General features: G+C 73.3%; 21 protein-coding genes. All 21 read right to left on the bottom strand.

Translation table 11 applies throughout. The features are described 5' to 3' along the window. Window positions 1-147 precede the first annotated feature (147 nt). The 21 genes from atpD to ACYVJ4_RS04435 all read right to left on the bottom strand — a co-directional run bounded on the left by atpD (window position 148) and on the right by ACYVJ4_RS04435 (window position 21,861). The gene (gene atpD / locus ACYVJ4_RS04535) at window positions 148-1,605 is read right to left on the bottom strand and encodes a F0F1 ATP synthase subunit beta (RefSeq protein ID WP_460458922.1); all 1,458 of its coding nucleotides are present in this window, start codon (window positions 1,603-1,605) and stop codon (window positions 148-150) included. 11 nt (window positions 1,606-1,616) lie between these two features. Then, on the bottom strand, window positions 1,617-2,525 hold the full coding sequence (locus ACYVJ4_RS04530; RefSeq protein WP_460458921.1) for a F0F1 ATP synthase subunit gamma: 909 nt from the start codon (window positions 2,523-2,525) through the stop codon (window positions 1,617-1,619). Between the two features lie 2 nt (window positions 2,526-2,527). After that, window positions 2,528-4,165, bottom strand: a complete 1,638-nt coding sequence (gene atpA, locus ACYVJ4_RS04525; protein ID WP_460458920.1) for a F0F1 ATP synthase subunit alpha — start codon at window positions 4,163-4,165, stop codon at window positions 2,528-2,530. Window positions 4,166-4,229: 64 nt separating this feature from the next. After that, complete coding sequence (locus ACYVJ4_RS04520) at window positions 4,230-5,045, bottom strand: F0F1 ATP synthase subunit delta (RefSeq protein WP_460458919.1); 816 nt, start codon at window positions 5,043-5,045, stop codon at window positions 4,230-4,232. Continuing rightward, window positions 5,045-5,632: a F0F1 ATP synthase subunit B gene (locus ACYVJ4_RS04515; RefSeq protein WP_460458918.1), complete on the bottom strand. Its 588-nt coding sequence runs from the start codon at window positions 5,630-5,632 to the stop codon at window positions 5,045-5,047. Before ACYVJ4_RS04515 ends, ACYVJ4_RS04520 begins: the two co-directional genes overlap by 1 nt. Before the next feature lie 29 nt (window positions 5,633-5,661). Continuing rightward, a complete protein-coding gene (atpE, locus tag ACYVJ4_RS04510) occupies window positions 5,662-5,871 on the bottom strand; it encodes an ATP synthase F0 subunit C (protein WP_056672920.1) in 210 nt (69 codons plus the stop codon). Between the two features lie 58 nt (window positions 5,872-5,929). After that, entirely contained in the window at window positions 5,930-6,718 is a 789-nt protein-coding gene (gene atpB / locus ACYVJ4_RS04505) for a F0F1 ATP synthase subunit A (RefSeq protein WP_460458917.1), read from the bottom strand. A gap of 103 nt (window positions 6,719-6,821) precedes the next feature. After that, window positions 6,822-7,073 carry a hypothetical protein gene (locus ACYVJ4_RS04500; RefSeq protein WP_460458916.1) on the bottom strand — a complete coding sequence of 84 codons (252 nt, stop codon included), beginning with the start codon at window positions 7,071-7,073 and terminating at the stop codon, window positions 6,822-6,824. A 24-nt stretch (window positions 7,074-7,097) separates the two neighbouring features. Then, a complete protein-coding gene (locus ACYVJ4_RS04495; protein WP_460458915.1) occupies window positions 7,098-7,661 on the bottom strand; it encodes a hypothetical protein in 564 nt (187 codons plus the stop codon). A 100-nt stretch (window positions 7,662-7,761) separates the two neighbouring features. Next, on the bottom strand, window positions 7,762-8,883 hold the full coding sequence (locus tag ACYVJ4_RS04490) for a glycosyltransferase family 4 protein (protein WP_460458914.1): 1,122 nt from the start codon (window positions 8,881-8,883) through the stop codon (window positions 7,762-7,764). 11 nt (window positions 8,884-8,894) lie between these two features. Next, window positions 8,895-10,172, bottom strand: coding sequence for a serine hydroxymethyltransferase (locus ACYVJ4_RS04485; protein ID WP_460458913.1), 1,278 nt, complete (start codon window positions 10,170-10,172; stop codon window positions 8,895-8,897). A 53-nt stretch (window positions 10,173-10,225) separates the two neighbouring features. After that, window positions 10,226-10,873 (bottom strand): L-threonylcarbamoyladenylate synthase, encoded by a 648-nt coding sequence (locus ACYVJ4_RS04480; RefSeq protein WP_460458912.1) that lies wholly within the window; start codon window positions 10,871-10,873, stop codon window positions 10,226-10,228. Window positions 10,874-10,895: 22 nt separating this feature from the next. Then, complete coding sequence (gene prmC / locus ACYVJ4_RS04475; RefSeq protein WP_460458911.1) at window positions 10,896-11,759, bottom strand: peptide chain release factor N(5)-glutamine methyltransferase; 864 nt, start codon at window positions 11,757-11,759, stop codon at window positions 10,896-10,898. Further along, window positions 11,756-12,835, bottom strand: coding sequence for a peptide chain release factor 1 (gene prfA, locus ACYVJ4_RS04470; RefSeq protein WP_460458910.1), 1,080 nt, complete (start codon window positions 12,833-12,835; stop codon window positions 11,756-11,758). Before prfA ends, prmC begins: the two co-directional genes overlap by 4 nt. Before the next feature lie 90 nt (window positions 12,836-12,925). Continuing rightward, entirely contained in the window at window positions 12,926-13,153 is a 228-nt protein-coding gene (gene rpmE, locus ACYVJ4_RS04465; RefSeq protein WP_460458909.1) for a 50S ribosomal protein L31, read from the bottom strand. Window positions 13,154-13,287: 134 nt separating this feature from the next. Next, window positions 13,288-15,378: an ATP-binding protein gene (locus ACYVJ4_RS04460; RefSeq protein WP_460458908.1), complete on the bottom strand. Its 2,091-nt coding sequence runs from the start codon at window positions 15,376-15,378 to the stop codon at window positions 13,288-13,290. Continuing rightward, window positions 15,375-16,871 (bottom strand): glycosyltransferase family 2 protein, encoded by a 1,497-nt coding sequence (locus ACYVJ4_RS04455; RefSeq protein WP_460458907.1) that lies wholly within the window; start codon window positions 16,869-16,871, stop codon window positions 15,375-15,377. The genes ACYVJ4_RS04460 and ACYVJ4_RS04455 overlap by 4 nt, the downstream gene beginning before the upstream one ends. Continuing rightward, window positions 16,868-17,953: a HEAT repeat domain-containing protein gene (locus ACYVJ4_RS04450; RefSeq protein ID WP_460458906.1), complete on the bottom strand. Its 1,086-nt coding sequence runs from the start codon at window positions 17,951-17,953 to the stop codon at window positions 16,868-16,870. The genes ACYVJ4_RS04455 and ACYVJ4_RS04450 overlap by 4 nt, the downstream gene beginning before the upstream one ends. Continuing rightward, entirely contained in the window at window positions 17,950-18,324 is a 375-nt protein-coding gene (locus ACYVJ4_RS04445; RefSeq protein ID WP_460458905.1) for a response regulator transcription factor, read from the bottom strand. Before ACYVJ4_RS04445 ends, ACYVJ4_RS04450 begins: the two co-directional genes overlap by 4 nt. A 153-nt stretch (window positions 18,325-18,477) precedes the next feature. Beyond that, window positions 18,478-20,358, bottom strand: coding sequence for a transcription termination factor Rho (gene rho, locus ACYVJ4_RS04440; protein WP_460458904.1), 1,881 nt, complete (start codon window positions 20,356-20,358; stop codon window positions 18,478-18,480). Between the two features lie 324 nt (window positions 20,359-20,682). Next, window positions 20,683-21,861, bottom strand: a complete 1,179-nt coding sequence (locus ACYVJ4_RS04435; RefSeq protein WP_460458903.1) for a potassium channel family protein — start codon at window positions 21,859-21,861, stop codon at window positions 20,683-20,685. Window positions 21,862-22,069 lie beyond the last annotated feature (208 nt).

Below are 22,069 nucleotides of genomic sequence, written 5' to 3'. Positions count from 1 at the left end.
GACGGCGGGAGCCACCCGAGCGGGAGGCCAGGAGAAAGGACGAGGCCCGGCCCCCGCAGGTTCGCGTCAAGGAGCTTGCGACAGCGAACCGGAGGGGACCGGGCCTCGTCCGGACCGAGAGCGCGGCAGCGCCCGACCCGGAACCGATCAGAGGTTCTTCTGGATCTCCGCCCAGTTCTTCTCGACGTCCTCGAGCCCACCGCACATGAAGAACGCCTGCTCGGAGATGTGGTCGTACTCGCCGTCGCAGATGCGGGTGAACGCGTCGACCGTCTCGTCGACCGGCACGGTCGAGCCCTCGATGCCGGTGAACTGCTTGGCGACGTAGGTGTTCTGCGAGAGGAAGCGCTGGATGCGACGCGCGCGCTGCACGAGCGTCTTGTCCTCCTCCGACAGCTCGTCGATGCCGAGGATCGCGATGATGTCCTGCAGCTCCTTGTTGCGCTGCAGGATCTGCTTCACGCGCACCGCCGTGTCGTAGTGGGCCTGCGAGATGTAGCGCGGGTCCAGGATGCGCGAGGTCGACGTCAGCGGGTCGACGGCCGGGTAGATGCCGAGCGAGGCGATGTCGCGCGAGAGCTCGGTGGTGGCGTCGAGGTGCGCGAACGTCGTGGCGGGAGCCGGGTCGGTGTAGTCGTCGGCCGGCACGTAGATCGCCTGCAGCGAGGTGATCGAGTGACCGCGGGTCGAGGTGATCCGCTCCTGCAGCACGCCCATCTCGTCGGCCAGCGTCGGCTGGTAGCCGACGGCCGACGGCATGCGGCCGAGCAGGGTCGAGACCTCGGAACCGGCCTGGGTGAACCGGAAGATGTTGTCGATGAACAGCAGCACGTCCTGGTTCTGGACGTCGCGGAAGTACTCGGCCATGGTCAGCGCCGAGAGGGCGACGCGCAGGCGGGTGCCCGGCGGCTCGTCCATCTGGCCGAAGACGAGCGCGGTCTGCGGGAGCACGCCGGCCTCGTCCATCTCGGCGATCAGGTCGTTGCCCTCGCGGGTGCGCTCGCCGACGCCGGCGAACACCGAGACACCGCCGTGGTCGCGGGCGACGCGGGCGATCATCTCCTGGATCAGGACGGTCTTGCCGACGCCGGCGCCGCCGAACAGGCCGATCTTGCCGCCCTGCACGTACGGGGTCAGCAGGTCGATGACCTTGATGCCGGTCTGGAACATCTCGGTCTTGGACTCGAGCTGGTCGAAGGCCGGGGCCTTGCGGTGGATCGGCCAGCGCTCGGTGATCTCGAGGGTCTCGCCCTCCTCGAGGTTCAGCACGTCCCCGGTCGCGTTGAACACGCGGCCCTTGGTGACGTCGCCGACCGGCACCGAGATGCCCTCGCCGGTGTCGCGCACCGCCGCACCGCGGACCAGGCCGTCGGTGGGCTTCATCGCGATGGCGCGCACCATGTTGTCGCCGATGTGCTGCGCGACCTCGAGCACGAGGGTGCGGGACTCGCCCGAGAGCTCGTAGTCGACCTCGAGGGCGTTGTAGATCTCCGGCATCGCGTCCGCGGGGAACTCGATGTCGACGACGGGGCCGATCACCCGGGCGATGCGGCCGACACCCGCGGTGCCGGCGTCGGCGGCGGTCTCGGTGGCAGTGGCAGTCATCTCACTCACTCTCAGTTCTCTGCTCCGGCGGAGGCCAGCGCGTCGGCCCCGCCGACGATCTCGCTGATCTCCTGGGTGATCTCGGCCTGGCGGGCCTGGTTGGCCAGCCGGGTGTACAGACGGATGAGGTCGGACGCGTTGTCCGACGCCGACTTCATGGCGCGCTGGCGGGCCGCCTGCTCGCTGGCGGAGGCCTGCAGCATGCAGTTGAAGATGCGGCTGCCGATGTAGCGCGGCAGCAGCGCGTCGAAGACCGCCTCGGCGTTGGGCTCGAACTCGTACAGCGGCAGGACGTCGTCCTCGGCGGGCTTCTCCTCGCCCTCGACGACCTCGAGCGGCAGCAGCCGGATGACGTCCGGCGTCTGCGTCACCATGTTGACGAACCGCGTGTAGACGACGTGGATCTCGTCGACCCCGCCCTCCTCGGACCCCTTGAGGAACGCGTCGACCAGGACGTCGCCGACCTCCTTGGCGTCGGAGTACTGCGGTGCCTCGCTGAAGCCGGTCCACTCCTGGGCCGTCTCGCGACGACGGAACCGGAAGTACGCCGAGCCCTTGCGGCCCACGACGTACGGCACCGGCTCGACGCCCCGGCCGCGCAGCAGCTCGCCGAGCTGCTCGCCGGCCTTCAGGACGTTGGCGGAGTAGGCGCCGGCCATGCCGCGGTCGCTCGTGATGAGCAGCACCGCGGCCCGCTTGACGTCGTCCTTCTCGGTGATGAGCGGGTGCTCGGTGTTCGAGTACGTCGCGACCGCGGACACCGCGCGGGTGATCGCGCGGGCGTACGGCGACGAGGCCTCGACGGCCGCGCGCGCCTTGGCGATGCGCGAGGTCGCGATGAGCTCCATCGCGCTGAAGATCTTCTTCAGCGACGACGTGGAGCTGATCCGCTGGCGGTAGACCCGCTGCTGGGCTCCCATGCTCAGCCGCGCTTCTGGCGGACGATCTGCTCCTGCTCGACCTCGTCGTCGCCCATGGCGGAGGACTCCTCGTGACCGGCCTCGACCGGCTGGCGGTCGTCGGTCTGGAAGGTCTTCTTGAACGCGTCGGTCTCGGACTTGAGCTTGTCGGCCGTGTCGTCCTCGAACTTGCCCGTCTCGCGGATCGTCGTCAGGACGTCGCTCGAGCGGCGCAGGTGGTCGAGCAGCTCGCTCTCGAACTTGCGGACGTCGTCGACGGCGACGTCGTCGAGCTGGCCGGTGGTGCCGAGCCAGACCGAGACGACCTGCTCCTCGACCGGGTACGGCGAGTACTGGCCCTGCTTGAGCAGCTCCATCAGGCGCTGGCCGCGGGACAGCTGCTGGCGCGAGGCGGCGTCCAGGTCGCTCGCGAACAGCGCGAACGCCTCGAGCGCGCGGTACTGCGCGAGGTCGATCTTCAGGCGGCCGGACACCGACTTCATGGCCTTGATCTGGGCCGAGCCGCCGACGCGCGAGACCGAGACGCCGACGTTGACCGCCGGGCGCTGGTTGGCGTTGAACAGGTCGGACTCCAGGAAGATCTGGCCGTCGGTGATCGAGATGACGTTGGTCGGGATGTAGGCCGACACGTCGTTGGCCTTGGTCTCGATGAGCGGCAGGCCGGTCATCGAGCCGGCGCCCATCTCGTCCGAGAGCTTCGCGCAGCGCTCGAGCAGGCGCGAGTGCAGGTAGAAGACGTCGCCGGGGTAGGCCTCGCGGCCCGGCGGGCGGCGCAGCAGCAGCGACACGGCGCGGTAGGCCTCGGCCTGCTTGCTCAGGTCGTCGAACACGATCAGGACGTGCTTGCCGTCGTACATCCAGTGCTGGCCGATGGCCGAGCCGGTGTACGGCGCGAGGTACTTGAAGCCGGCCGGGTCGGACGCCGGGGCCGCGACGATGGTGGTGTACTCCATCGCGCCGGCCTCCTCGAGCGCGCCGCGCACCGAGGCGATGGTCGAGCCCTTCTGGCCGATCGCGACGTAGATGCACCGGACCTGCTTGGTCGGGTCGCCGCTGTCCCAGAACTCCTTCTGGTTGATGATCGTGTCGATCGCCACCGCGGTCTTGCCGGTCTGGCGGTCGCCGATGATCAGCTGGCGCTGGCCGCGGCCGATCGGCGTCATGGCGTCGATCGCCTTGATGCCGGTCTGCAGGGGCTCGTGCACCGACTTGCGCTGGACGACCGACGGCGCCTGCAGCTCGAGCGCGCGGGTCTCGGTGGTCTCGATGTCGCCGAGGCCGTCGATGGGGGCGCCCAGCGGGTCGACGACCCGGCCGAGGAACGCGTCGCCCACCGGCACCGAGAGGATCTCGCCGGTGCGCTGGACCTCCTGGCCCTCCTCGATGCCCGAGAACTCGCCGAGGACGACGACGCCGATCTCGCGGACGTCGAGGTTCAGCGCCAGGCCGAGGGTGCCGTCCTCGAAGCGCAGCAGCTCGTTGGCCATGACCGAGGGCAGGCCCTCGACGCGCGCGATGCCGTCGCCGGCCTCGCTGACGCGCCCGACCTCCTCGCGCGCGGTCGCGCCGGGCTCGTAGGACTGCACGAAGGTGTCCAGGGCGGCCCGGATCTCCTCCGGGCGGATCGAGAGCTCCGTCATCGTGGTGCCTGCCTTCTGTTCTGTGTGGTGCGGGGTCTGGGAGGTGCGGGGGTGGTGCGGGCGCTCAGCGCGCCATGCGGCGGCGGACGTCGTCGAGCTTGCGGGCGACGGTGCCGTCGAGCACCTCGTCGCCGATCTCGACGCGGATGCCGCCCAGGACGTGCGGGTCGACGTCGACGTTCAGGTGCACGGCCTTGCCGTAGAGCTGGCCGAGCGCGGCGACCAGCCGCGTGCGGTGGTCGTCCGTGAGCGGCAGCGCGACCTTCACGTGCGCCACCAGCTGCTCGCGGCGGGCCGCGGCCAGCTCGACCAGGCCGTCCAGCGCGCGGTCGAGGTTGCGCTCGCGACCGCTGAGCACCACCCGGTGCACCAGCGTGCGGGTCTCGGGCGCGGCCTTCTCGCGCAGCAGGTCGTCGAGCAGCGCGGCCTTGGACGACGCGGGCGCGGCCCGGTCGGCCAGCGCGCGCGCCAGCCGGGGGTCGGCGTCCACGACGCGCTCGAACCGGAACAGCTCGTCCTCGACCCGGTCGGCGCGGTCGGCCTGCTCGGCGCCCGCGACGACCGCCGCACCGGCGAGCTGCTCGAGCGCGTCGGCGAGGTCGCGGGCCCGGGACCAGCGTCCGCGGACCATCTGCCCCAGCAGCTCGACGACGTCGGCCGACGCCTTGCCGTCGAGCAGCCGGCCCACGAGCGCGGCCTTGGCCTCGCCCTGGTGGGAGGGGTCGGTGAGGGCGCGGCGCAGCGAGACGTTGGCGTCGAGCAGGTCGACGACCGCGTGCAGCGCGGTGCCGACCGAGACGCCGTCGGCGCCCGCCCGGGCCAGGAGCGCGTCGAGCTGCTCCCGGGCCGCGGCCAGGCTCTCGCGGCTGGCGCCCTGCATCAGGACTCCTGCCCGGTCGTCGTGGCGACGCGGTCGACGTCGCCGGCCTCGAGGTCGGCCAGGAAGCGCTCGACCACCCGGCGCTGGCGCGCCTCGTCCTCGAGCGACTCGCCCACCACGCGGGAGGCGAGGTCGGTGGCCAGGCCACCCACCTCGGCGCGCAGCGAGATGACCGCCTGCTGGCGCTCGGCCGCGATCTGGGCCTGCGCGGACGTGGTGATCCGCTCGGCCTCGGCCTGCGCCTGCGCCTTGAGCTCGGCGAGGATCTGCGCGCCCTCGGCCCGTGCCTCGTCGCGGATCTTGGAGGCCTCGGCCCGCGACTCGGCCAGCTGCGCCTTGTACTGCTCGAGCAGCTCGGCAGCCTCGGCGTTGGCCTTGTCGGCCTCCTCGATCTGGCCCTCGATGGCGGCGGCGCGCTCGGAGTACATGGCCTCCAGGCGCGGCACGACCTTCTTGGCCACCACGAGGTACAGGACGGCGAAGGCGATGATCCCGAAGACCAGCTCACCGGGGTGAGGGATGATCGGGTAGGCGTTCGCCCAGCCGCCCTCGTCCTTCGTGGCGGCGAGGATGGTTGCGAGGTGCACGGTGTCTCCTCAGGCAGTCAGCGGTCGGGTCAGCCCTTGAAGACGAACGCGAGGGCGAGACCGAAGATGGCGAGCGCCTCGGCGAGGGCGAAGCCGAGGAAGGCGATGGGCTGCAGCATGCCGCGGGCCTCGGGCTGGCGCGCGACGCCGTTGATGTAGGCCGCGAACACCAGGCCGACACCGATGCCGGGGCCGATGGCGGACAGACCGTAGCCGAGGATGGCGATGTCGCCGGTCATGTTCTTTCCATTCTCTCTGCGGTTCCGCAGGGCCGGTCGGCCCCGGGTAGGTCGGACGTCAGTGCTCGTCGGCGAGGGCGCCGGCGATGTAGATGGCGGCGAGCAGCGTGAAGATGTACGCCTGCAGCACCTGGACGAGGATCTCGAAGACCGTCATCACGAAGCCCATGAGCAACGAGCCGCCGCCGGCGATCTTGATGCCGAACGCCCCGTGGCGCAGCATGTACTCGCCGCCGCCGATGAACAGCACCAGCAGCAGGTGGCCCGCGAACATGTTGCCGAACAATCGAAGCGCCAGGGTGACCGGCCGCGTGAACATGTCGGTGACGAGCTCGAGGAAGAAGATCGGCGGGATCAGGCCGCCCGGCAGGCCCGAGGGCACGAGCGACTTGTAGTAGCCGACGAAGCCGTGCTTGCGGATGCCGATCCAGTGGTAGACGACGAACACGACGATCGCGAGCACGGCCGGGAAGGCCACGCGGCTCATCGTCGGGAACTGCACCACCGGGATGATGCTGAACAGGTTGTTGACCAGGATCAGCGTGAAGAGCGTGAACAGCAGCGGCATGAACTTCAGGAAGTCGTGGCTGCCGATGACGTCGCGGCCCAGGCCGTTGCGCACCAGGCCGTAGGCGGCCTCCGTTGCGGCCTGCTTCCGGCTCGGGACGACGGCGAGGCGCTTGGTGCCGGCCAGCAGCAGCCACGAGATGAGCGCGACCGAGAGCAGGATGACGATCGAGGCGCGCGTCACGGCGAAGGCGCCGTCACCGAAGATCGGCTGCCAGAAGTCCTTGACCCCAGGGGTCTCGTAGGTCGAGCCCTCTGCGGCCAGCGCCACGATGCTCACAGGTTCTCCTCAGCAGACGGGGTGTACGAAGTGCTCCGGGTGCTGCGACCCACCACGGCCGACGACGGGCGCGCAACAGCGCCTCGACGTGGTGCGGCCGGGGTCAGTGCGTACCGTACCGGAACCAGATCAGGTACAGCGACAGGGCCATTCCGCCCACCAGCCCGACCGGCAGCAGGAAGCCCGTGCCCAGCCAGCGGTCGGCCAACCAGCCCAGTCCGCCGTACACCAGCGGCCCGGACAGCAGGTACGCGAACGACCGCCAGGCCTGGTCGGCCTCGCGTCCCGGACGCTCCCCCGACGACGGGTCGGGAGGCTCGGACGACTCGGACGGCGATGGCTCGGGGGGCGTCATGAGGGCCTCCACGGTAGCAACGGCTCACGGCGCACCGCCCTGGCCCGGGGTCTGGTCGGCGGCGTCCGTGCCGTCCGCGGCGTCCGCGGCGTCGGCCTCGGGCGCGACGAGGATGCGCAGCCGGGTGAAGGCCCGCATCTCGAAGGCGAGCCAGACCACGGTGCAGCCGATGATCGCCAGCGCGAGCGCCTGGCCGTCCAGCCAGCTCGCGTCGCGCAGCAGGACCATGGCGACGCCGAGGGCGAGGATCTTGCCGGTGTAGGTCGCGAGCACCACCGCCATCGTGGCGGTCGGCTCCATGCGGGCGGTGCGGCGCATCACCAGCAGGCTCAGCGAGAAGAACACCACGACGAGCGCGGCGCCCAGCGCGGCCGACCACGCGGCCTTGCTCCCGCCCAGCACCGCGCCGAGCACGACGGCCAGCACGCCCACGAGCAGCGTCGGGACGACGGCGCCGCGCAGCATCGCCGTGAACGGGGCCTCGGCCGACGAGACCGCGGCGGACGGGACCGCAGGCGGCGCACCGCTGCCCGCCGAGGCCGCTGCAGCGCGGTCGCTCGGGGTGGGCGGACGGTCGTCCTTGGCCATCACGGGGGCCTGCCTCTCGGCGGCTCGGGGGTGGTCTTCGGGCGTTCTTGCGGTGCTTGTGAATGCTATCACAAGCGCTCCGGGCAGTCCCCGGACGACCTCAGGCGCGACGGGCCGCGCGGGCCCGGCTGCGGCGCGCGAGCGGACCGGCCGCGGTCACGGTGACCGCGAGCAGGGCCAGCGCCGCGACGACGACGACCGCCCAGTGCAGCGGCAGCAGCGCGAGCGCGGCCATGCCGAAGGCCACCAGCGCGGCCCACAGGTACAGCACGACGACGGCGCCGGCGTGGGTGTGGCCCAGGGCCAGCATCTGGTGGTGCAGGTGCTGGGCGTCGGGCTGCCACGGCAGCCGCCCCGCGCGCGTGCGCCGCACGATGGCCAGCACCAGGTCGAGCAGCGGCACGACCAGCACCGCCACCGGCATCAGCAGGGGGAAGAGGTAGAGCAGCTCCGGCGGCAGGTCGCCCGCCCGCACGGCCTGCGGGTCGATGTTGCCGGTGAGCGAGATGGTGGCGGCCGACAGCAGCAGCCCGAGCAGCATCGCCCCGGTGTCGCCCATGAAGATCTTGGCCGGGTTGAAGTTGAAGGGCAGGAAGCCCAGGCAGCAGCCGATGAGCACCGCGGCGACCAGCGCCGACACCGAGAACACGTTGGCGGAGTAGTCGCGCGAGATCGAGTAGGCGTAGCTGAAGAAGCCGATCGCCGCGATGCACGTGATGCCCGCGGCCAGCCCGTCGAGACCGTCGACGAAGTTCACCGCGTTCATCGTGGTGACCACCACGAGCATGGTGATCGCGACCAGCACGGTCGTCGGCAGGTAGGTCACGCCGAACACCGGCAGCGAGAGCATCTGCACCCCCTGCGCGGCCATCACGCCCGCGGCGAGCAGCTGGCCGGCGAACTTGGTCCACGCCTCCAGCCCCCAGATGTCGTCGACCACCCCGAGGCCGACGACGAGGGCGGCACCGATCAGCACCGCCCGCAGGTCGGTGGAGTCGCGCGCCACCAGCCCCAGCCGGGGCAGGTGCGCCGCCACCAGCAGCGCGACCGCGAACCCGGCGAACATCGCCAGCCCGCCGAGCCGCGGCATCGGCACGGCGTGCACGTCGCGGTCGCGGACGGCGGTGACCGCGCCCCGCGCGACCGCCACCGAGCGGACGACCGGCGTCAGGACGTAGGTGACCGCCGCGGCGACCAGCAGGACGAAGAGGTACTCGCGCACCTAGCCCCCGCTCAGCCCCGCGGGTACGCCGGGAAGGCCGTCACGAGCTCGTCGACCTCCGCGCGGACCGCGCGGGCCACCTCGTGGTCGGGGTCGCCGTCCGTCTGCGTGACGGCCCGGCCGATCAGCTCCGCGATGCGCGCCATCTCGGGCTCGCCCATGCCCTGCGTCGTGACCGACGGGCTGCCGACCCGGATGCCCGAGGCGATGCTCGGCGGCTGCGGGTCGTTGGGGATGGCGTTCTTGTTGAGCACGATGCCGGCCGCGTCGCAGCGCGCCTCGGCGTCCTTGCCCGTGACGCCCGTGCCCTGCAGGTCGAGCAGCGCCAGGTGGGTGTCGGTGCCGCCGGTGACCGGCCGCATGCCCTGCTCCCCCAGCGCCTTGGTGAGTGCCTGGGCGTTGGCGACGACCTGGCGCGCGTAGGCCTGGTACTCGGGCGTCATGCACTCCTTGAGGTTCACGGCCTTCGCCGCGACCGCGTGCATCAGCGGGCCGCCCTGCATCATCGGGAAGACGGCCTTGTCGAGCTTGGCCGCGTGCTCGGCCTTGCAGACCAGCGCGCCGCCGCGCGGGCCGCGCAGCACCTTGTGCGTCGTGAAGGTGACGACGTCCGCGTAGGGCACGGGGCTGGGGATCGCCTTGCCGGCCACCAGGCCGATGAAGTGCGCGGCGTCGACCATGAGGATCGCGCCGACCTCGTCGGCCACCTCGCGGAACGCCTTGAAGTCGATCAGCCGCGGGATGGCCGAGCCGCCGCAGATGATCATCTTCGGCCGGTGCTCGCGCGCCAGGTCGCGCACCTGGTCGTAGTCGATGTCCTCGGTCTTGGCGTCGACGCCGTAGTGGACGGCGTCGAACCACTTGCCGCTGAACGACACCTTGGTGCCGTGGGTCAGGTGACCGCCGTGCGGCAGGCTCATGGCCAGCACGGTGTCGCCCGGCTGGCAGAACGCGCCGTACGCCGCGATGTTCGCGCTCGCGCCCGAGTGCGGCTGCAGGTTGGCGTGGTCGGCGCCGAACAGCTCCTTGGCGCGCTCGATGCCCAGCGTCTCGGCGCGGTCGACGACCTCGCAGCCGCCGTAGTACCGCTTGCCCGGGTAGCCCTCGGCGTACTTGTTGCTCAGCGTCGAGCCGAGGGCGGCCAGCACCGCGGGCGAGGTGAAGTTCTCGCTGGCGATGAGCTGCAGGCCGCCGCGCAGGCGGTCGAGCTCGTCGGTCACCACCGCGGCGATCTCGGGGTCCTGGGCGGCGAGGGCGTCGAAGTCGGGCCCCCAGTAGGTGTCGCTCATGACGGTGCTCCGGTTCGCTCGGGGTCGCGGCCGCAGGTCACTCTATTGCGTGCTCATCCCAGGTCGCCGTGCACCTCGCCGGCGACCTCGCGCAGCCGTTCGAGCGGGATCGGCCCGGCCCGCAGGACGCGCGGCACGGCGCCGGTGACGTCGACGATCGTCGAGGCGGTGCCCGCTGGGCTCGGCCCACCGTCCAGGTAGACGCTGACGGCGTCGCCGAGCTGCTCGACCGCGTCGTCGACCGTCGTCGCGGCCGGGCGGCCGTGCCGGTTGGCGCTGGTCACGGCCATCGGGCCGGTGAGCTCGAGCAGGGCCAGGGCGACCCGGTGCAGCGGCATGCGCAGCGCCACCGTGCCGTTCGTGTCGCCGAGGTCCCAGTCGAGCGACGGCACCGCTTGGCACACGATCGTCAGCGGACCGGGCCAGAAGGCCGCCACCAGCTCGCGCGCCGCGTCGCTGACGCCGGTGGCCAGGCCGTCCAGGGTGCGCACGCTCGGCACGAGCACCGGGGGCGGGACGTCGCGCCCGCGTCCCTTGGCCGCGAGCACCGCGGCCACGGCCTGGCGGTCGAAGGCGTCGGCCCCCACCCCGTAGACGGTGTCGGTGGGCAGCACCACGACCTCGCCGCGCTGCACGGCGTCGGCGGCGAGCCGGGCACCGGTGGCGCGGCCGGTGTCGGTGCGGGCGTCGATGCGGTTCACGCCCGCCATCCTGCCAGCGCGCTCAGGCGCGCCGGGCGGTGACGTAGCGCGGGCGCCCGGTGAGGTCGGCGTGCCCGGCGGGCTCGCGCCACGCCCCTGACCCCGCGAGCACCCCGAGCAGGGCGACCTGCTGGACGTCGGCGTGCTCGACCACGAGCAGGCCGCCCGGGCGCAGCAGCCGCGCCGCGGCGCCGACGACCGCGCGCGGCACCTGCAGCCCGTCCGAGCCCAGGCCGTACAGCGCGACCTCGGGGTCGTGGTCGCGCACCTCCGGGTCGACCGGCACGGCGTGCGGCGGCACGTACGGCGGGTTGCTCACCACGACGTCGACGGCGGCGTCCAGCTCGGGGAAGGACGTCGCCGCGTCGCCGGTGCGCAGCTCGACGTCCGGCGCGAGCGCCGCGACGTTGCGCGCGGCCCACGCCACGGCGTGCTCGCTCAGCTCGACGGCGTGCACCTGCGAGCCCGGCACCTCGGTGGCGACCGCGAGCGCGATCGCGGCCGACCCGGTGCACAGGTCGACGACCACCGGACGACGTCCGACGGCGACCAGGCGGGCGGCCTCGTCGACCGCGGGCTGGGCGACCACCTCGGTCTCGGGACGCGGCACGAACACCCCCGGCCCGACCGCCAGCTCGAGGTCGCGGAACGGCGCGGTGCCGGTGAGGTGCTGCAGCGGCACCCGCCGGGCCCGCTCGGCCACCAGCTCGTCGTACGCCTCGGGCAGCGCCACCGCGTCGCCGCGCAGCACCGCGAGCGCCACCTGCGAGCGGGGTCGCCCCAGCACGTGGGCGGCGAGCGCCTCGGCGTCGTGGCGCGGGCTGGCCACGCCGGCCTCGGCCAACCGCGCGGTGGCCGCGCGGACGGCCGCCGCGAGGTCGCTCATCCCTCGCCCATGGCGGCCAGCTGGGCCGCCTCGTCGGCGTCGACCGCCGACTGCACGACCGGGTCGAGGTCGCCGTCCAGCACCGCGTCGAGGTTGTACGCCTTGAAGCCGGTGCGGTGGTCGCTGATCCGGTTCTCGGGGAAGTTGTAGGTGCGGATGCGCTCGCTGCGGTCGACCGTGCGCACCTGGCTGCGGCGCGCCGCGGCGGCCTCGGCCTCGGCCTGCTCCTGCTGCAGCGCGTGCAGCCGGGCGCGCAGGATCCGCATCGCCTGCTCGCGGTTCTGCAGCTGGCTCTTCTCGTTCTGGCACTGCACGACGACGCCGGTGGGCAGGTGCGTGATGCGCACGGCGGAGTCGGTGGTGTTGACGCTCTGGCCGCCGGGGCCGCTCGAGCGGTAGACGTCGACCCGCAGGTCGCCCGCGGGGATCTCGAGCTCGACGGTCTCGTCCGGCTCGGGCATGACGAGCACGCCGGCGGCCGAGGTGTGGATGCGCCCCTGGGACTCGGTGACCGGCACGCGCTGCACGCGGTGCACGCCGCCCTCGTACTTCAGCCGCGACCACACGCCGTGACCGGGCTCGGGGGTCCCGCGCGCCTTCACGGCGACCGAGACGTCCTTGTAGCCGCCGAGGTCGGACTCGGTGGCGTCGAGCACCTCGGTCGACCAACCGGCCCGCTCGGCGAAGCGCAGGTACATCCGCAGCAGGTCGCCCGCGAACAGCGCGGACTCCTCGCCGCCCTCCCCCGCCTTGATCTCCAGGATCACGTCGCGGTCGTCGTCCGGGTCGCGCGGGACGAGCAGCCGCCGCAGCATCTCGGCGGCCTGCTCCTCGGCCGCCTGCAGGGCGGGGAGCTCCTCGGCGAACGCGGGGTCGTCGGCGGCCAGCTCGCGCGCGGCCTGGACGTCGTCGCGCGCGGTCAGCCACGCGGCCCGCGCCGCGACCACGGGCGTGAGCTCGGCGTAGCGGCGGGCCAGGCGCCGGGCGAGCGCCTGGTCGGCGTGGACCTCGGGGTCGGCCAGGCGGCGCTCGAGGTCGGCGTGCTCGGCGACGAGGGTGTCGACGGCGTCCTGCACGGTGACCTCCTGGTGGTCGCACGGGGGTGCGGCGGCGGGGCAAACACGACGGTGCCGGCACCCCGAGGGGGTACCGGCACCGCGGACGAGCTACTTGGCCTCGGCCGTGGCGTCCTTCTTGCCGTAGCGGGCCTGGAACCGGGCGACGCGGCCGCCGGTGTCCATGAGCTTCTGCTTGCCCGTGTAGAACGGGTGGCACTGGCTGCAGACGTCGGCGTGGATGCTGCCCGACGTGGCGGTGCTGCGCGTGGTGAACTGCGCGCCGCACGTGCAGGTGACCTGCGTCTCGACGTACTCGGGGTGGATGTTCTGCTTCACGATGCTCCTCGGTGGGGTGTCGGCCGCCGGGTCGTCCGCGCGGAGGGCGGGGACGTGAACCGGAACCAGCGGACCAGTGTGCCATGCACTGCCGCGTCCTTCACAACGCGGAGGCCGGAGGCGGCATTCCGGGCTCAGACCCGCAGGACGCCGCCCGGCTGGCCCGGCACGGCGTCGGGGTCGAAACGGGGCAGGGTCACCGTGAACGTCGTCCCGCTGCCCTCGACCGAGTCGACCTCGACCCGGCCCTCGTGGGCGGCGACGATGCCCGCGATGATCGCCAGCCCCAGGCCGGTGCCGGGGATCTGGCGCTGCGTGGCGTTCGTGGCCCGGTAGAAGCGGGTGAACAGCGAGGGCAGCTCGTCGGCCGGGATGCCGATGCCGGTGTCGGAGACCCGAACCAGCAGCTCGTCGGCGACGACCTCGACGCTGACCGTGACCCGCCCCCGCGCCGGCGTGAACTTCACGGCGTTGCCGACCAGGTTGAGCAGCATCCGGTCCATCTGGCCGGCGTCGCCGAGCAGCACCGCCTCGGGCGGCACCGGGAAGGCGTCGATGCCCACGCCCGCCGCCTCGGCCAGCGGGCGCAGCGAGGTGGCCACGTGGTCGACCACCCCGGCGAGGGCCACCGGCACCCGCTCGCTGCGCACAGCGCCGGACTCGACGCGCGAGATCATCAGCACGTCCTCGATGAGGTCGCGCAGCCGCTGGGTGTTGCGCCCGACGATCTCGAGCATGTTGTCCTGCATGGGCTGCAGCTCGCCGGCGTCGCCGTCGCGCATCATCTCGACGTAGCCCGCGATGCTGGTCAGCGGCGTGCGCAGCTCGTGGCTGATGGTCGACAGGAAGTCGGACTTGGTGCGGTCGAGCTCGCGCAGCTGGCCGACCACGCTGCTCTGCTGCTCGAACAGCCGGGCGTGGTGGACGGCGCGCGCCAGGTCTCCCGCGACGGTCTCGACCAGCCCGGCCTCGGCGGCGTCGAACCGCGCCCGCTCGGCGCTGCGCGCGCACACCAGGACGCCGATCCGCTCGACGCCCACCAGCACCGGCGCCACGACCATCGGGCCGGCCCCGGCGAAGCGGCGCGCCACGGCGATGGCGCTCGTGGTGCGGCTGCCGCCCTGCAGGTAGGCGCTGACGTCCTCGACGACCAGCGACTGGTGGCCGCGCGCGGCGACGGCGCCGGCGGACTCCAGCGGGTCGGTGGGCGCCGGCGGCTCGGGGTCGAGCTGGGGCAGGCCTGCCGTCGTCCACTGCGCGGCCACCGGCCCCATCCGGCCGGCCTCCACGAACCTCACGTGCACGCGGTCGGCGCGCACCATCGCCCCCAGGCCGGCCACGACCTCGTCGGCCACGGCGTCGGCGTGCAGGTGCTGGCGCATGCGGCGGTCGAGGTCGCGGGTCAGGCCGCGGACCTGCGCGCGCGAGAACTCGGCGTCGCGCAGCCGCAGGCTCTGCTCGGCCAGCCGGTTGACGCTCGCCGCGACGGCTCGCAGCTCGGCCGGCCCGTGCGCCTCGACCCGGGCGTCGAGGTCGCCGGCCGTGAGCCGGCGCAGGACGTCGCGCAGCGCGGTGAGCGGCGGCACGACCTGGCGCACCGTGAGCAGGGCCAGCGCCGCCAGGCCGAGGGCGGCCGCGACCGTGCTGATGACGAGCAGGACCAGGGCGACGGTGCGGCGGTGGTCGGCCGACCGCAGCTCGGCGTCGATGCCGTCGTCCAGCGCCGTCGCCGTCCGGTCGTTGAGGTCGAGGAACCCGGTCAGGGCCGCGCGGCTGGCGCCGTACTGCGCGCTGGCCTGCTCGCGGGTGCGCTCGCCGGCGACCACGGGCGCGGCGTACTGCTGGTACCAGGCGTCGAGCGCGGCGTCCTGCTGGGTGACGAGGGCGCAGGTGCCGTCGACGACCGCGCAGCCGGCGCGGGCCGCGTCGAGCGCGGGCTGGTAGCCGACCCACTGCGCGGCGAAGTCCTTGAGCAGCGCGCGGTCGCCCGCGATGAGGAAGCCGCGCAGGTCGGCCGCCGACGCGCTCACCGCGGCCCGCATGTCGTCGTTGGCCCGCTGCACGGGCAGCGCCCGGCTCGAGACGTCGCGCAGCGCGGACGTCGACGTGCGGGCCACCAGCAGGCCGGCCACCGCGGGCGCGACCACGAGCAGGCCGACCGCGACGAACGACACCACCAGCCGGGAGCGCATGCTCCAGGCGTCGCGTCGCTCGGTGGTGGTCACGTCGTGGTCCGGTCCCTGCTGTCGGACGTCGGCTGGGTCGGCTGCGACCCCGGCGTCTCCTGGGTCGCGAAGCCCACCCGCGTCATGGTGCCCCACTCGTAGCCGCTGCGGCGCAGCTCGTCCCACAGCCCGCGCAGCCGCCAGATCGCGGTCAGCTGCCGGTAGCCGACGTTCTCGACCACGGCCGAGGCGACGATCAGCACCAGGTCGCGCCAGCGCCGGTAGCGGTGGAACGAGAACTCCTCGAGCGCGGCCGAGGCGACGGTGAGCAGGAAGGCGTAGCCGAAGGCCACGACCGTGAACAGGATCGCGAACGGCACGTTGACCGCGCCGACGGCGAGCCCTGCCAGCATCGCGACCAGGCCGACGAGCTCGACCACCGGCGCGATCAGCTCGAACACCACGTAGTACGGCAGGGTGATCATCCCGATCCGGCCGTAGCGCGGGTTGAGGATCATGTCGCGGTGCCGCCACAGCGTCTGGGTCAGGCCCCGGTGCCAGCGGCGACGCTGCCGGCCGAGCACGGCGCGGGTGGGCGGCACCTCGGTCCAGACCGCCGGTTCGGGCACGAAGACCACCCGGTAGTCGCGGTGGTCGCGGCGCATCGTGCGGTGGATGCGCGTCACGAGGTCGAAGTCCTCGCCCAGGTTGGTGACGTCGAGCCCCCCCACCTCGACCACGACGTCGCGGCGGAACATGCCGAACGCGCCGGAGATGATGGCGAGCGCGCCGAGGCGCGACCAGCCGGTGCGGCCCATGAGGAAGGCCCGCAGGTACTCGACCGCCTGGATCCGGGGCAGCCAGGTGCGCGGCATCCGGACGTCGACGACCCGGCCGGCCTGCACGGCGCAGTCGTTGACCGCGCGCACCACGCCACCGGTGGCGACGACGCGCGCGGGGTCGTCGGCGAAGGGCTTGCTGACCAGCAGCAGCGCGTCGGTGTCGAGCAGCGAGTCGGCGTCGACGAAGCAGACCAGCGGGTAGCGGGCGACGTTGACGCCCATGTTGAGCGAGTCCGAGCGGCCGCCGTTCTCCTTGCGCACCACCACGAGCGGGGCCGACGCCGAGACGTGCACGTCGACCAGGTCGCCCAGCGTGGTGACGTCGCGCGGCACCTCGCGCGGCACCGGCCGCAGGTCGAACGCGGCGTCCAGCACCGCGAAGGTGTCGTCGGTGCTGCCGTCGTCGACCACGACGACCTCGAACTCGGGGTAGCGCAGCGCGAGCATCCCGCGCACCGACTCGACGATGCCGACGGCCTCGTTCCACGCGGGCACGATCACCGACACCGGAAGGGTCAGCGGGCTGGCGTGCGCCTCGTCGTAGCCGGCGAAGGGCACGCGGCGCAGCTGGCGGGCGAACTCGAGCGAGGCCAGCACGAGCAGCAGGAGGTAGGAGCTGTTGATCGCCAGGAAGTAGACCAGGACGCCGACGTCGAAGATCGCCAGCAGCTGCACGATGCCGGGCCGCATCGTCTCCAGGAAGCCGCTCACGGCGTCACCGTCGAGGGGCGCGGGGCGCTGAGGTCGTTCATGGCGAGCGCCTCGGCCGCGTACGCGGCGGACGGGCCGCCCTCGGCCGCCAGCACCTCGAGGCGCTCGACGGCCCGGGGGCCGAGGCCCGACATCGCGCGGGCCGCGTTGCTCGCCACCCGGTGCTGGGCGTCGACCAGCAGGGGCTCCAGCAGCCGCACCGCCTCGGGACCGCCGACCTCGCCGATGGCGCGGGCCGCCACCGCGCGCAGGGCCGGCGGCTCGTCCGGGCCGAGGCAGCGGTTCAGCACCGCCAGCGCGCTCGGGACGCCGATCCGCCCGAGCGCCCGGGCGCAGCGGATCCGCACGTCCTCGTCGAGGTCGTGCAGCGCGTGGCTGCCGAGCACGCCCACCGCCGTCACCGCACCGCCGAGGCCGAGGATCTCGGCCGCGACGGCCCGCGCCTCGGAGTCCTGCGCCGTCATGGCGTCGACCAGCACCGGCGCGGCGCCCGGCCCGAGCCGGGCCAGGCTGCGCGCCACGATGCGCAGCGGCACGGCGTGCGCGTCGCTCACCGAGTCGACCAGCGGGCCGGCCGAGCGCGGGTCGCCGATCTCGCCCAGCGCGCGGGCCGCGACGATCCGCACCTCGGGGTCGCGGTCGTGCAGCAGCATGTGCTCGAGCTCGTCCCGCGGCGCGTGCTCGCCCAGCAGTCCCAGCAGCTCGGCCGAGCGCGCGCGGCGCACGGCCCCGCGGCCGCGCAGGCGACGGGTGTGGCGCGCGATGGTGCCGCGGCGGTCGAGCAGGTCGACCAGCGACTCGCGGGCGTCGCCGCGCAGCTTGCGCACCATCGAGACGACGATCGGCTCGAGCGCCTGCCAGCTGCGGTCGTCGACCGCGAGCAGCTGCTCGACGTGCGTGGCGTCCGGGTCGTCGTCCACGACCAGCGCGACGAGCAGCGGGCGGTACGGCTCGGCCAGGTCGCGCTCGCGGCGGTCGGCGCGCAGCCGCAGGCTGCGGCGCAGCACGATGGCCAGGCCGAGCACGAGCACCAGCAGCGCGATCGCCAGGCCGCCCGCGGCGAAGGCGGCGCCGATGCTCACGTCGTGCTGCGGGCCAGGACGGCCTGGACCCGGCTCAGCAGCTCGCGCGGGCTGAAGGGCTTGACCACGTAGTCGTCGGCGCCGAGCGAGAAGCCGGACTCGACGTCCGCCTCCTGGGCCTTGGCGGTGAGCAGGATGACGCGCGTCGCGCCGACCTCGGCGTGGGCCCGGATCTCCTGCAGCACCTGGGTGCCGCTGCGCCCCGGCATCATCACGTCGAGCACCGCGAGGTCGGGACGGTGCTCGAGCACCTGCGCGAGCGCGCCGTCGCCGTCCCCGGCGGTCAGCACGGTGTACCCGGCGGCCTCGAGCTTGAACACCACGAGGTCGCGGATGTCACGGTCGTCGTCGGCGACGAGCACCGTGGTCACGGAGGGCCTCCAGGGGTGCGCGGACGTGCGGACGGACGACCCACCCTCGTCCGGTGTGGATCAGTATGCCCGTCGACGCAGCGCGATCGCGGCAGCGGACGCGCCGACGGGCCCGACCGCCGCGCGGTGACCGGGCCCGTCGGGCGGTACGGCTCAGTCCTCGTCGTTGCTGCTGCTCTTGCCGGGGACCGGCGTGGTCTTCTGCACCTGCATGAGGAACTCGGTGTTGCTGCGGGTCTCCTTCAGCTTGGAGATCAGCAGCTCGAGCGCCTGCTGGGAGTCCAGGCCCGACAGCACGCGCCGCAGCTTCCACGAGACCTGCAGCTCCTCGCGGCCGAGCAGGATCTCCTCGCGCCGGGTGCTCGACGGGTTGACGTCGACCGCCGGGAAGAGCCGCTTGTCGGCCAGGCGGCGGTCGAGCCGCAGCTCCATGTTCCCGGTGCCCTTGAACTCCTCGAAGATCACCTCGTCCATCTTCGAGCCGGTCTCGACGAGCGCGGTGGCCAGGATCGTCAGCGAGCCGCCGTTCTCGATGTTGCGCGCCGCGCCGAAGAACCGCTTCGGCGGGTAGAGCGCGCTCGAGTCGACGCCGCCGGACAGGATCCGGCCGCTGGCGGGCGCGGCCAGGTTGTACGCGCGGCCCAGGCGGGTGATCGAGTCGAGCAGGACGACGACGTCGTTGCCCATCTCGACCAGGCGCTTGGCCCGCTCGATGGCCAGCTCGGCCACCGTCGTGTGGTCCTCGGCCGGCCGGTCGAAGGTCGAGGCGATGACCTCGCCCTTCACCGTGCGCTGCATGTCCGTGACCTCCTCGGGGCGCTCGTCGACGAGCACGACCATGAGGTGGGCCTCGGGGTTGTTGGTGGCGACGGCGTTGGCGATGGCCTGCAGGATCAGCGTCTTGCCGGCCTTGGGCGGCGAGACGATCAGGCCGCGCTGGCCCTTCCCGATCGGCGAGACCAGGTCGATGATCCGCGTGGTCAGCGTGGTCGCGTCGGTCTCCAGGCGCAGGCGCTCCTGCGGGTACAGCGGCGTGAGCTTGCCGAACTCGACGCGCTTCTTGGCGTCCTCGGGGCTCATGCCGTTGACGGTGTCGAGCCGCACCAGCGCGTTGAACTTCGCGCCGCGGCCGCCGCCACCGCTCTGCTCGCCCTCGCGCGGCTGGCGCACGGCGCCGGTCACCGCGTCGCCCTTGCGCAGGCCGTTCTTCTTGACCTGGCCGAGCGAGACGTAGACGTCGTTCGGGCCGGGCAGGTAGCCGGACGTGCGCACGAAGGCGTAGCTGTCGAGGACGTCGAGGATGCCGGCGACCGGCAGCAGGACGTCGTCCTCGCTGATCTCGGGCTCGTCGTTCAGGCCCTGGCCGGGCTCGCCGGTGCGACCGCCGCGCCGCTTGCGGTCGCGGTAGCGGCCGCGGCGACGGCGACCGCCGCCGTCCTCGTCGTCGAACCGGTCGCCCTGCTGGTTCTGGTTCTGGTTCTGGTTCTGGTTCTGGTTCTGGTTCTGGCCCTGGTTCTCGTTCTGGCCCTGCTGGCGGTTCGGCTGGTTCTGCTGCTGGCCGCCCTGGGCCTGGCCCTGCTGGCGGTCGCGCTGCGGACGGTCCTGCGGCTCGCGCTGCGGACGGTCCTGCTGCCGGTCCTGCTGCCGGTCCTGCTGCCGGTCCTGCTGCCGGTCCTGCTGGCGGTCCTGCTGCGGACGCTCCTGCTGGCGGTCCTGCTGCTCGCGCTGCGGGCGCTCCTGCTGCGGCTCGCGCGCCGCGGGGGCGTCGTCCGCCGCCGGCTTCTCGGCCCGGGCCGGGCGGGTGGTGCTGGCGGTGCTGGCGGTCTTGCCGCCGCCGCCCCGGCGCTCGCCGATGGCGGCGATCAGGTCGCTCTTGCGCATGCGGCCGGTGCCGGTGATGCCCAGGTCGGCGGCCAGGGCCTGCAGCTCGGGGAGCCGCTTGCCGCTCAGGCCGCCGCTCGCCGGGCGGGACGCGCCGCCGCTCGCCGCGTCCGAGGACGCCGGGGCAGCAGCGCGTTCGGTGGTGTCGGTCACGAAGGATCCTTCTCCCCTCGTCGCGGCCGGTCTGCGGCCGCGAGGTCTGCGCACCCGGGCGATGTCGCGGGGTGCGGTGTCGTCATCCGTGCGAGAGGGCAGGCCCGTCCAGAAGGGCGGGTCGGCCCGTGGTTCGGATTCGCCGGGTCGAGCCCTGGTGGGCCGGGACCGAGATGGCGACTGCGTCGGCTTCCGGATCGCGGGGGGCGCGCCGGAGCGAGGACGCGTGATCACGATAACACCACCGCCCGACCGGTGCTCCCGTCACCACGCCGGGCCGCACGGTCGGCTCAGCGGCACGGTCGGCTCAGCGGCACGGACGGCTCAGGCCAGCCGCACCTGCGGTTCCGTGCCGGCCGCGACGTCGTCCAGCGACACCGCGCGGTCGGGGACGCCGGTCTCCACCCGCAGCGGCGCGAGCGTCCCGAGCGACTCGGCCACGACCACCGCGTCGTCGCCCGGCAGCAGCCGGAAGTCCGCGGGCGGGTTGACCTCGGTGCGCCCGCCCCGGGTCACGGCCAGCAGGGTCGCGCGGTGGTCGCCGCGCAGCCGCTGCGACAGCTCGTCGACCGACAGCCCGACGTACTCGGCAGGCAGGTCGACCCGGTACAGCTCGGAGCCCTCGCCGCCGCTGACGATGTCGGCGACCACGTTGGTCAGCCCGGGGTAGAGAGCCGAGCGGGCGAGCAGGTGCGAGGCCAGCCGCGAGCTGACCAGGATCTCGTCGGCGTGCGCGCGCTCGAGGTGCGGCACGTGCGCCGGGTTGTTGACCTCGACCACGGTGCGCACCTGCGGCGCCATCGACTCGATCGCCATCACGGTGAGGATCGAGCGCATGTCGGCCTCGTTGCTGCCGTCGGCCGGGAACACCACGGCCGCGCGGGCCTCGGCGATGCCCGCCCGGGCCAGCTCGCCGGCGTCCGTCGCGTCGCCGCGGACGAAGTAGACGTCGGGCCCGGCCGGGTTCTTCTCGACGTCGTGCACCAGCACGACGCGCACGTCGTAGTCGTCGCCGCGCATCTCGGCGACCAGCTCGCGCGCGGTGGCGTTCCACCCGCACACGACCACGTGGTCGCGGTACCCCGCTGCGCCCATGCCCTGGCCCTCCTTGAGCAGGATGTCGATGACGACGCCGACCAGGGCGCCGGTGAGGGTCGCGACGATCGCGACGCCGAACAGCACCATCAGCCAGCTGATGACGCCCGAGACCGGGTTGGTCACGTAGCTGGCGTCGCCCGACCCCAGCACCGAGGTGACGGCCCAGTAGAAGCTGGCCCACAGGCTGGACGCGAAGTGCGCGGGCGAGTCCTTGGGCTTCTCGACCAGGGTGACGAGCAGCGCCGCTACCAGCAGCACGACGAGCAGCCCGAGCAGGGCACGCCGGACGAAGCCGCGCTGCGCTCCCCCGGTGATCCGCCGCGCGTGCCACAGCAGGCGGCGCGCGAGCGGGACGTCGACGAGCGCGGCGAGGCGGGCCCGCACCCGCGGACGTGGTCGCTGCACGCTGGCTCCGCTCTCCCCCCGCGGCGGATCGTCCCGTGCGCGCGACGGGCGCGGCAACCGGTTCGACGGAACGTCCGGTTCGTCCCGACGTCCGCGCTCGGCCGGGCGCTCGCGCTCAGGCCAGCGGCGTGGCGAGCGCTCCGGCCGTCTCGACGTCCGGCGCGAGGGCGCGCCACCCCGGGCCGGCCGCGGCGGCGCAGGCCGGGCG

The sequence above is a fragment of the Angustibacter peucedani genome, assembly GCF_054779595.1.
This window is presented reverse-complemented; position numbering and strand designations above follow the sequence as displayed.

Coding starts and splice junctions, on each gene's coding strand:
- ACYVJ4_RS04500 (WP_460458916.1), bottom strand. CDS start 7,073: ATGACGCCCCCCGAGCCATCGCCGTCCGAGTCGTCCGAGCCTCCCGAC.
- atpA (WP_460458920.1), bottom strand. CDS start 4,165: ATGACGGAGCTCTCGATCCGCCCGGAGGAGATCCGGGCCGCCCTGGAC.
- atpE (WP_056672920.1), bottom strand. CDS start 5,871: ATGACCGGCGACATCGCCATCCTCGGCTACGGTCTGTCCGCCATCGGC.
- prmC (WP_460458911.1), bottom strand. CDS start 11,759: ATGAGCGACCTCGCGGCGGCCGTCCGCGCGGCCACCGCGCGGTTGGCC.
- ACYVJ4_RS04485 (WP_460458913.1), bottom strand. CDS start 10,172: ATGAGCGACACCTACTGGGGGCCCGACTTCGACGCCCTCGCCGCCCAG.
- ACYVJ4_RS04495 (WP_460458915.1), bottom strand. CDS start 7,661: ATGGCCAAGGACGACCGTCCGCCCACCCCGAGCGACCGCGCTGCAGCG.
- ACYVJ4_RS04530 (WP_460458921.1), bottom strand. CDS start 2,525: ATGGGAGCCCAGCAGCGGGTCTACCGCCAGCGGATCAGCTCCACGTCG.
- ACYVJ4_RS04520 (WP_460458919.1), bottom strand. CDS start 5,045: ATGCAGGGCGCCAGCCGCGAGAGCCTGGCCGCGGCCCGGGAGCAGCTC.
- atpD (WP_460458922.1), bottom strand. CDS start 1,605: ATGACTGCCACTGCCACCGAGACCGCCGCCGACGCCGGCACCGCGGGT.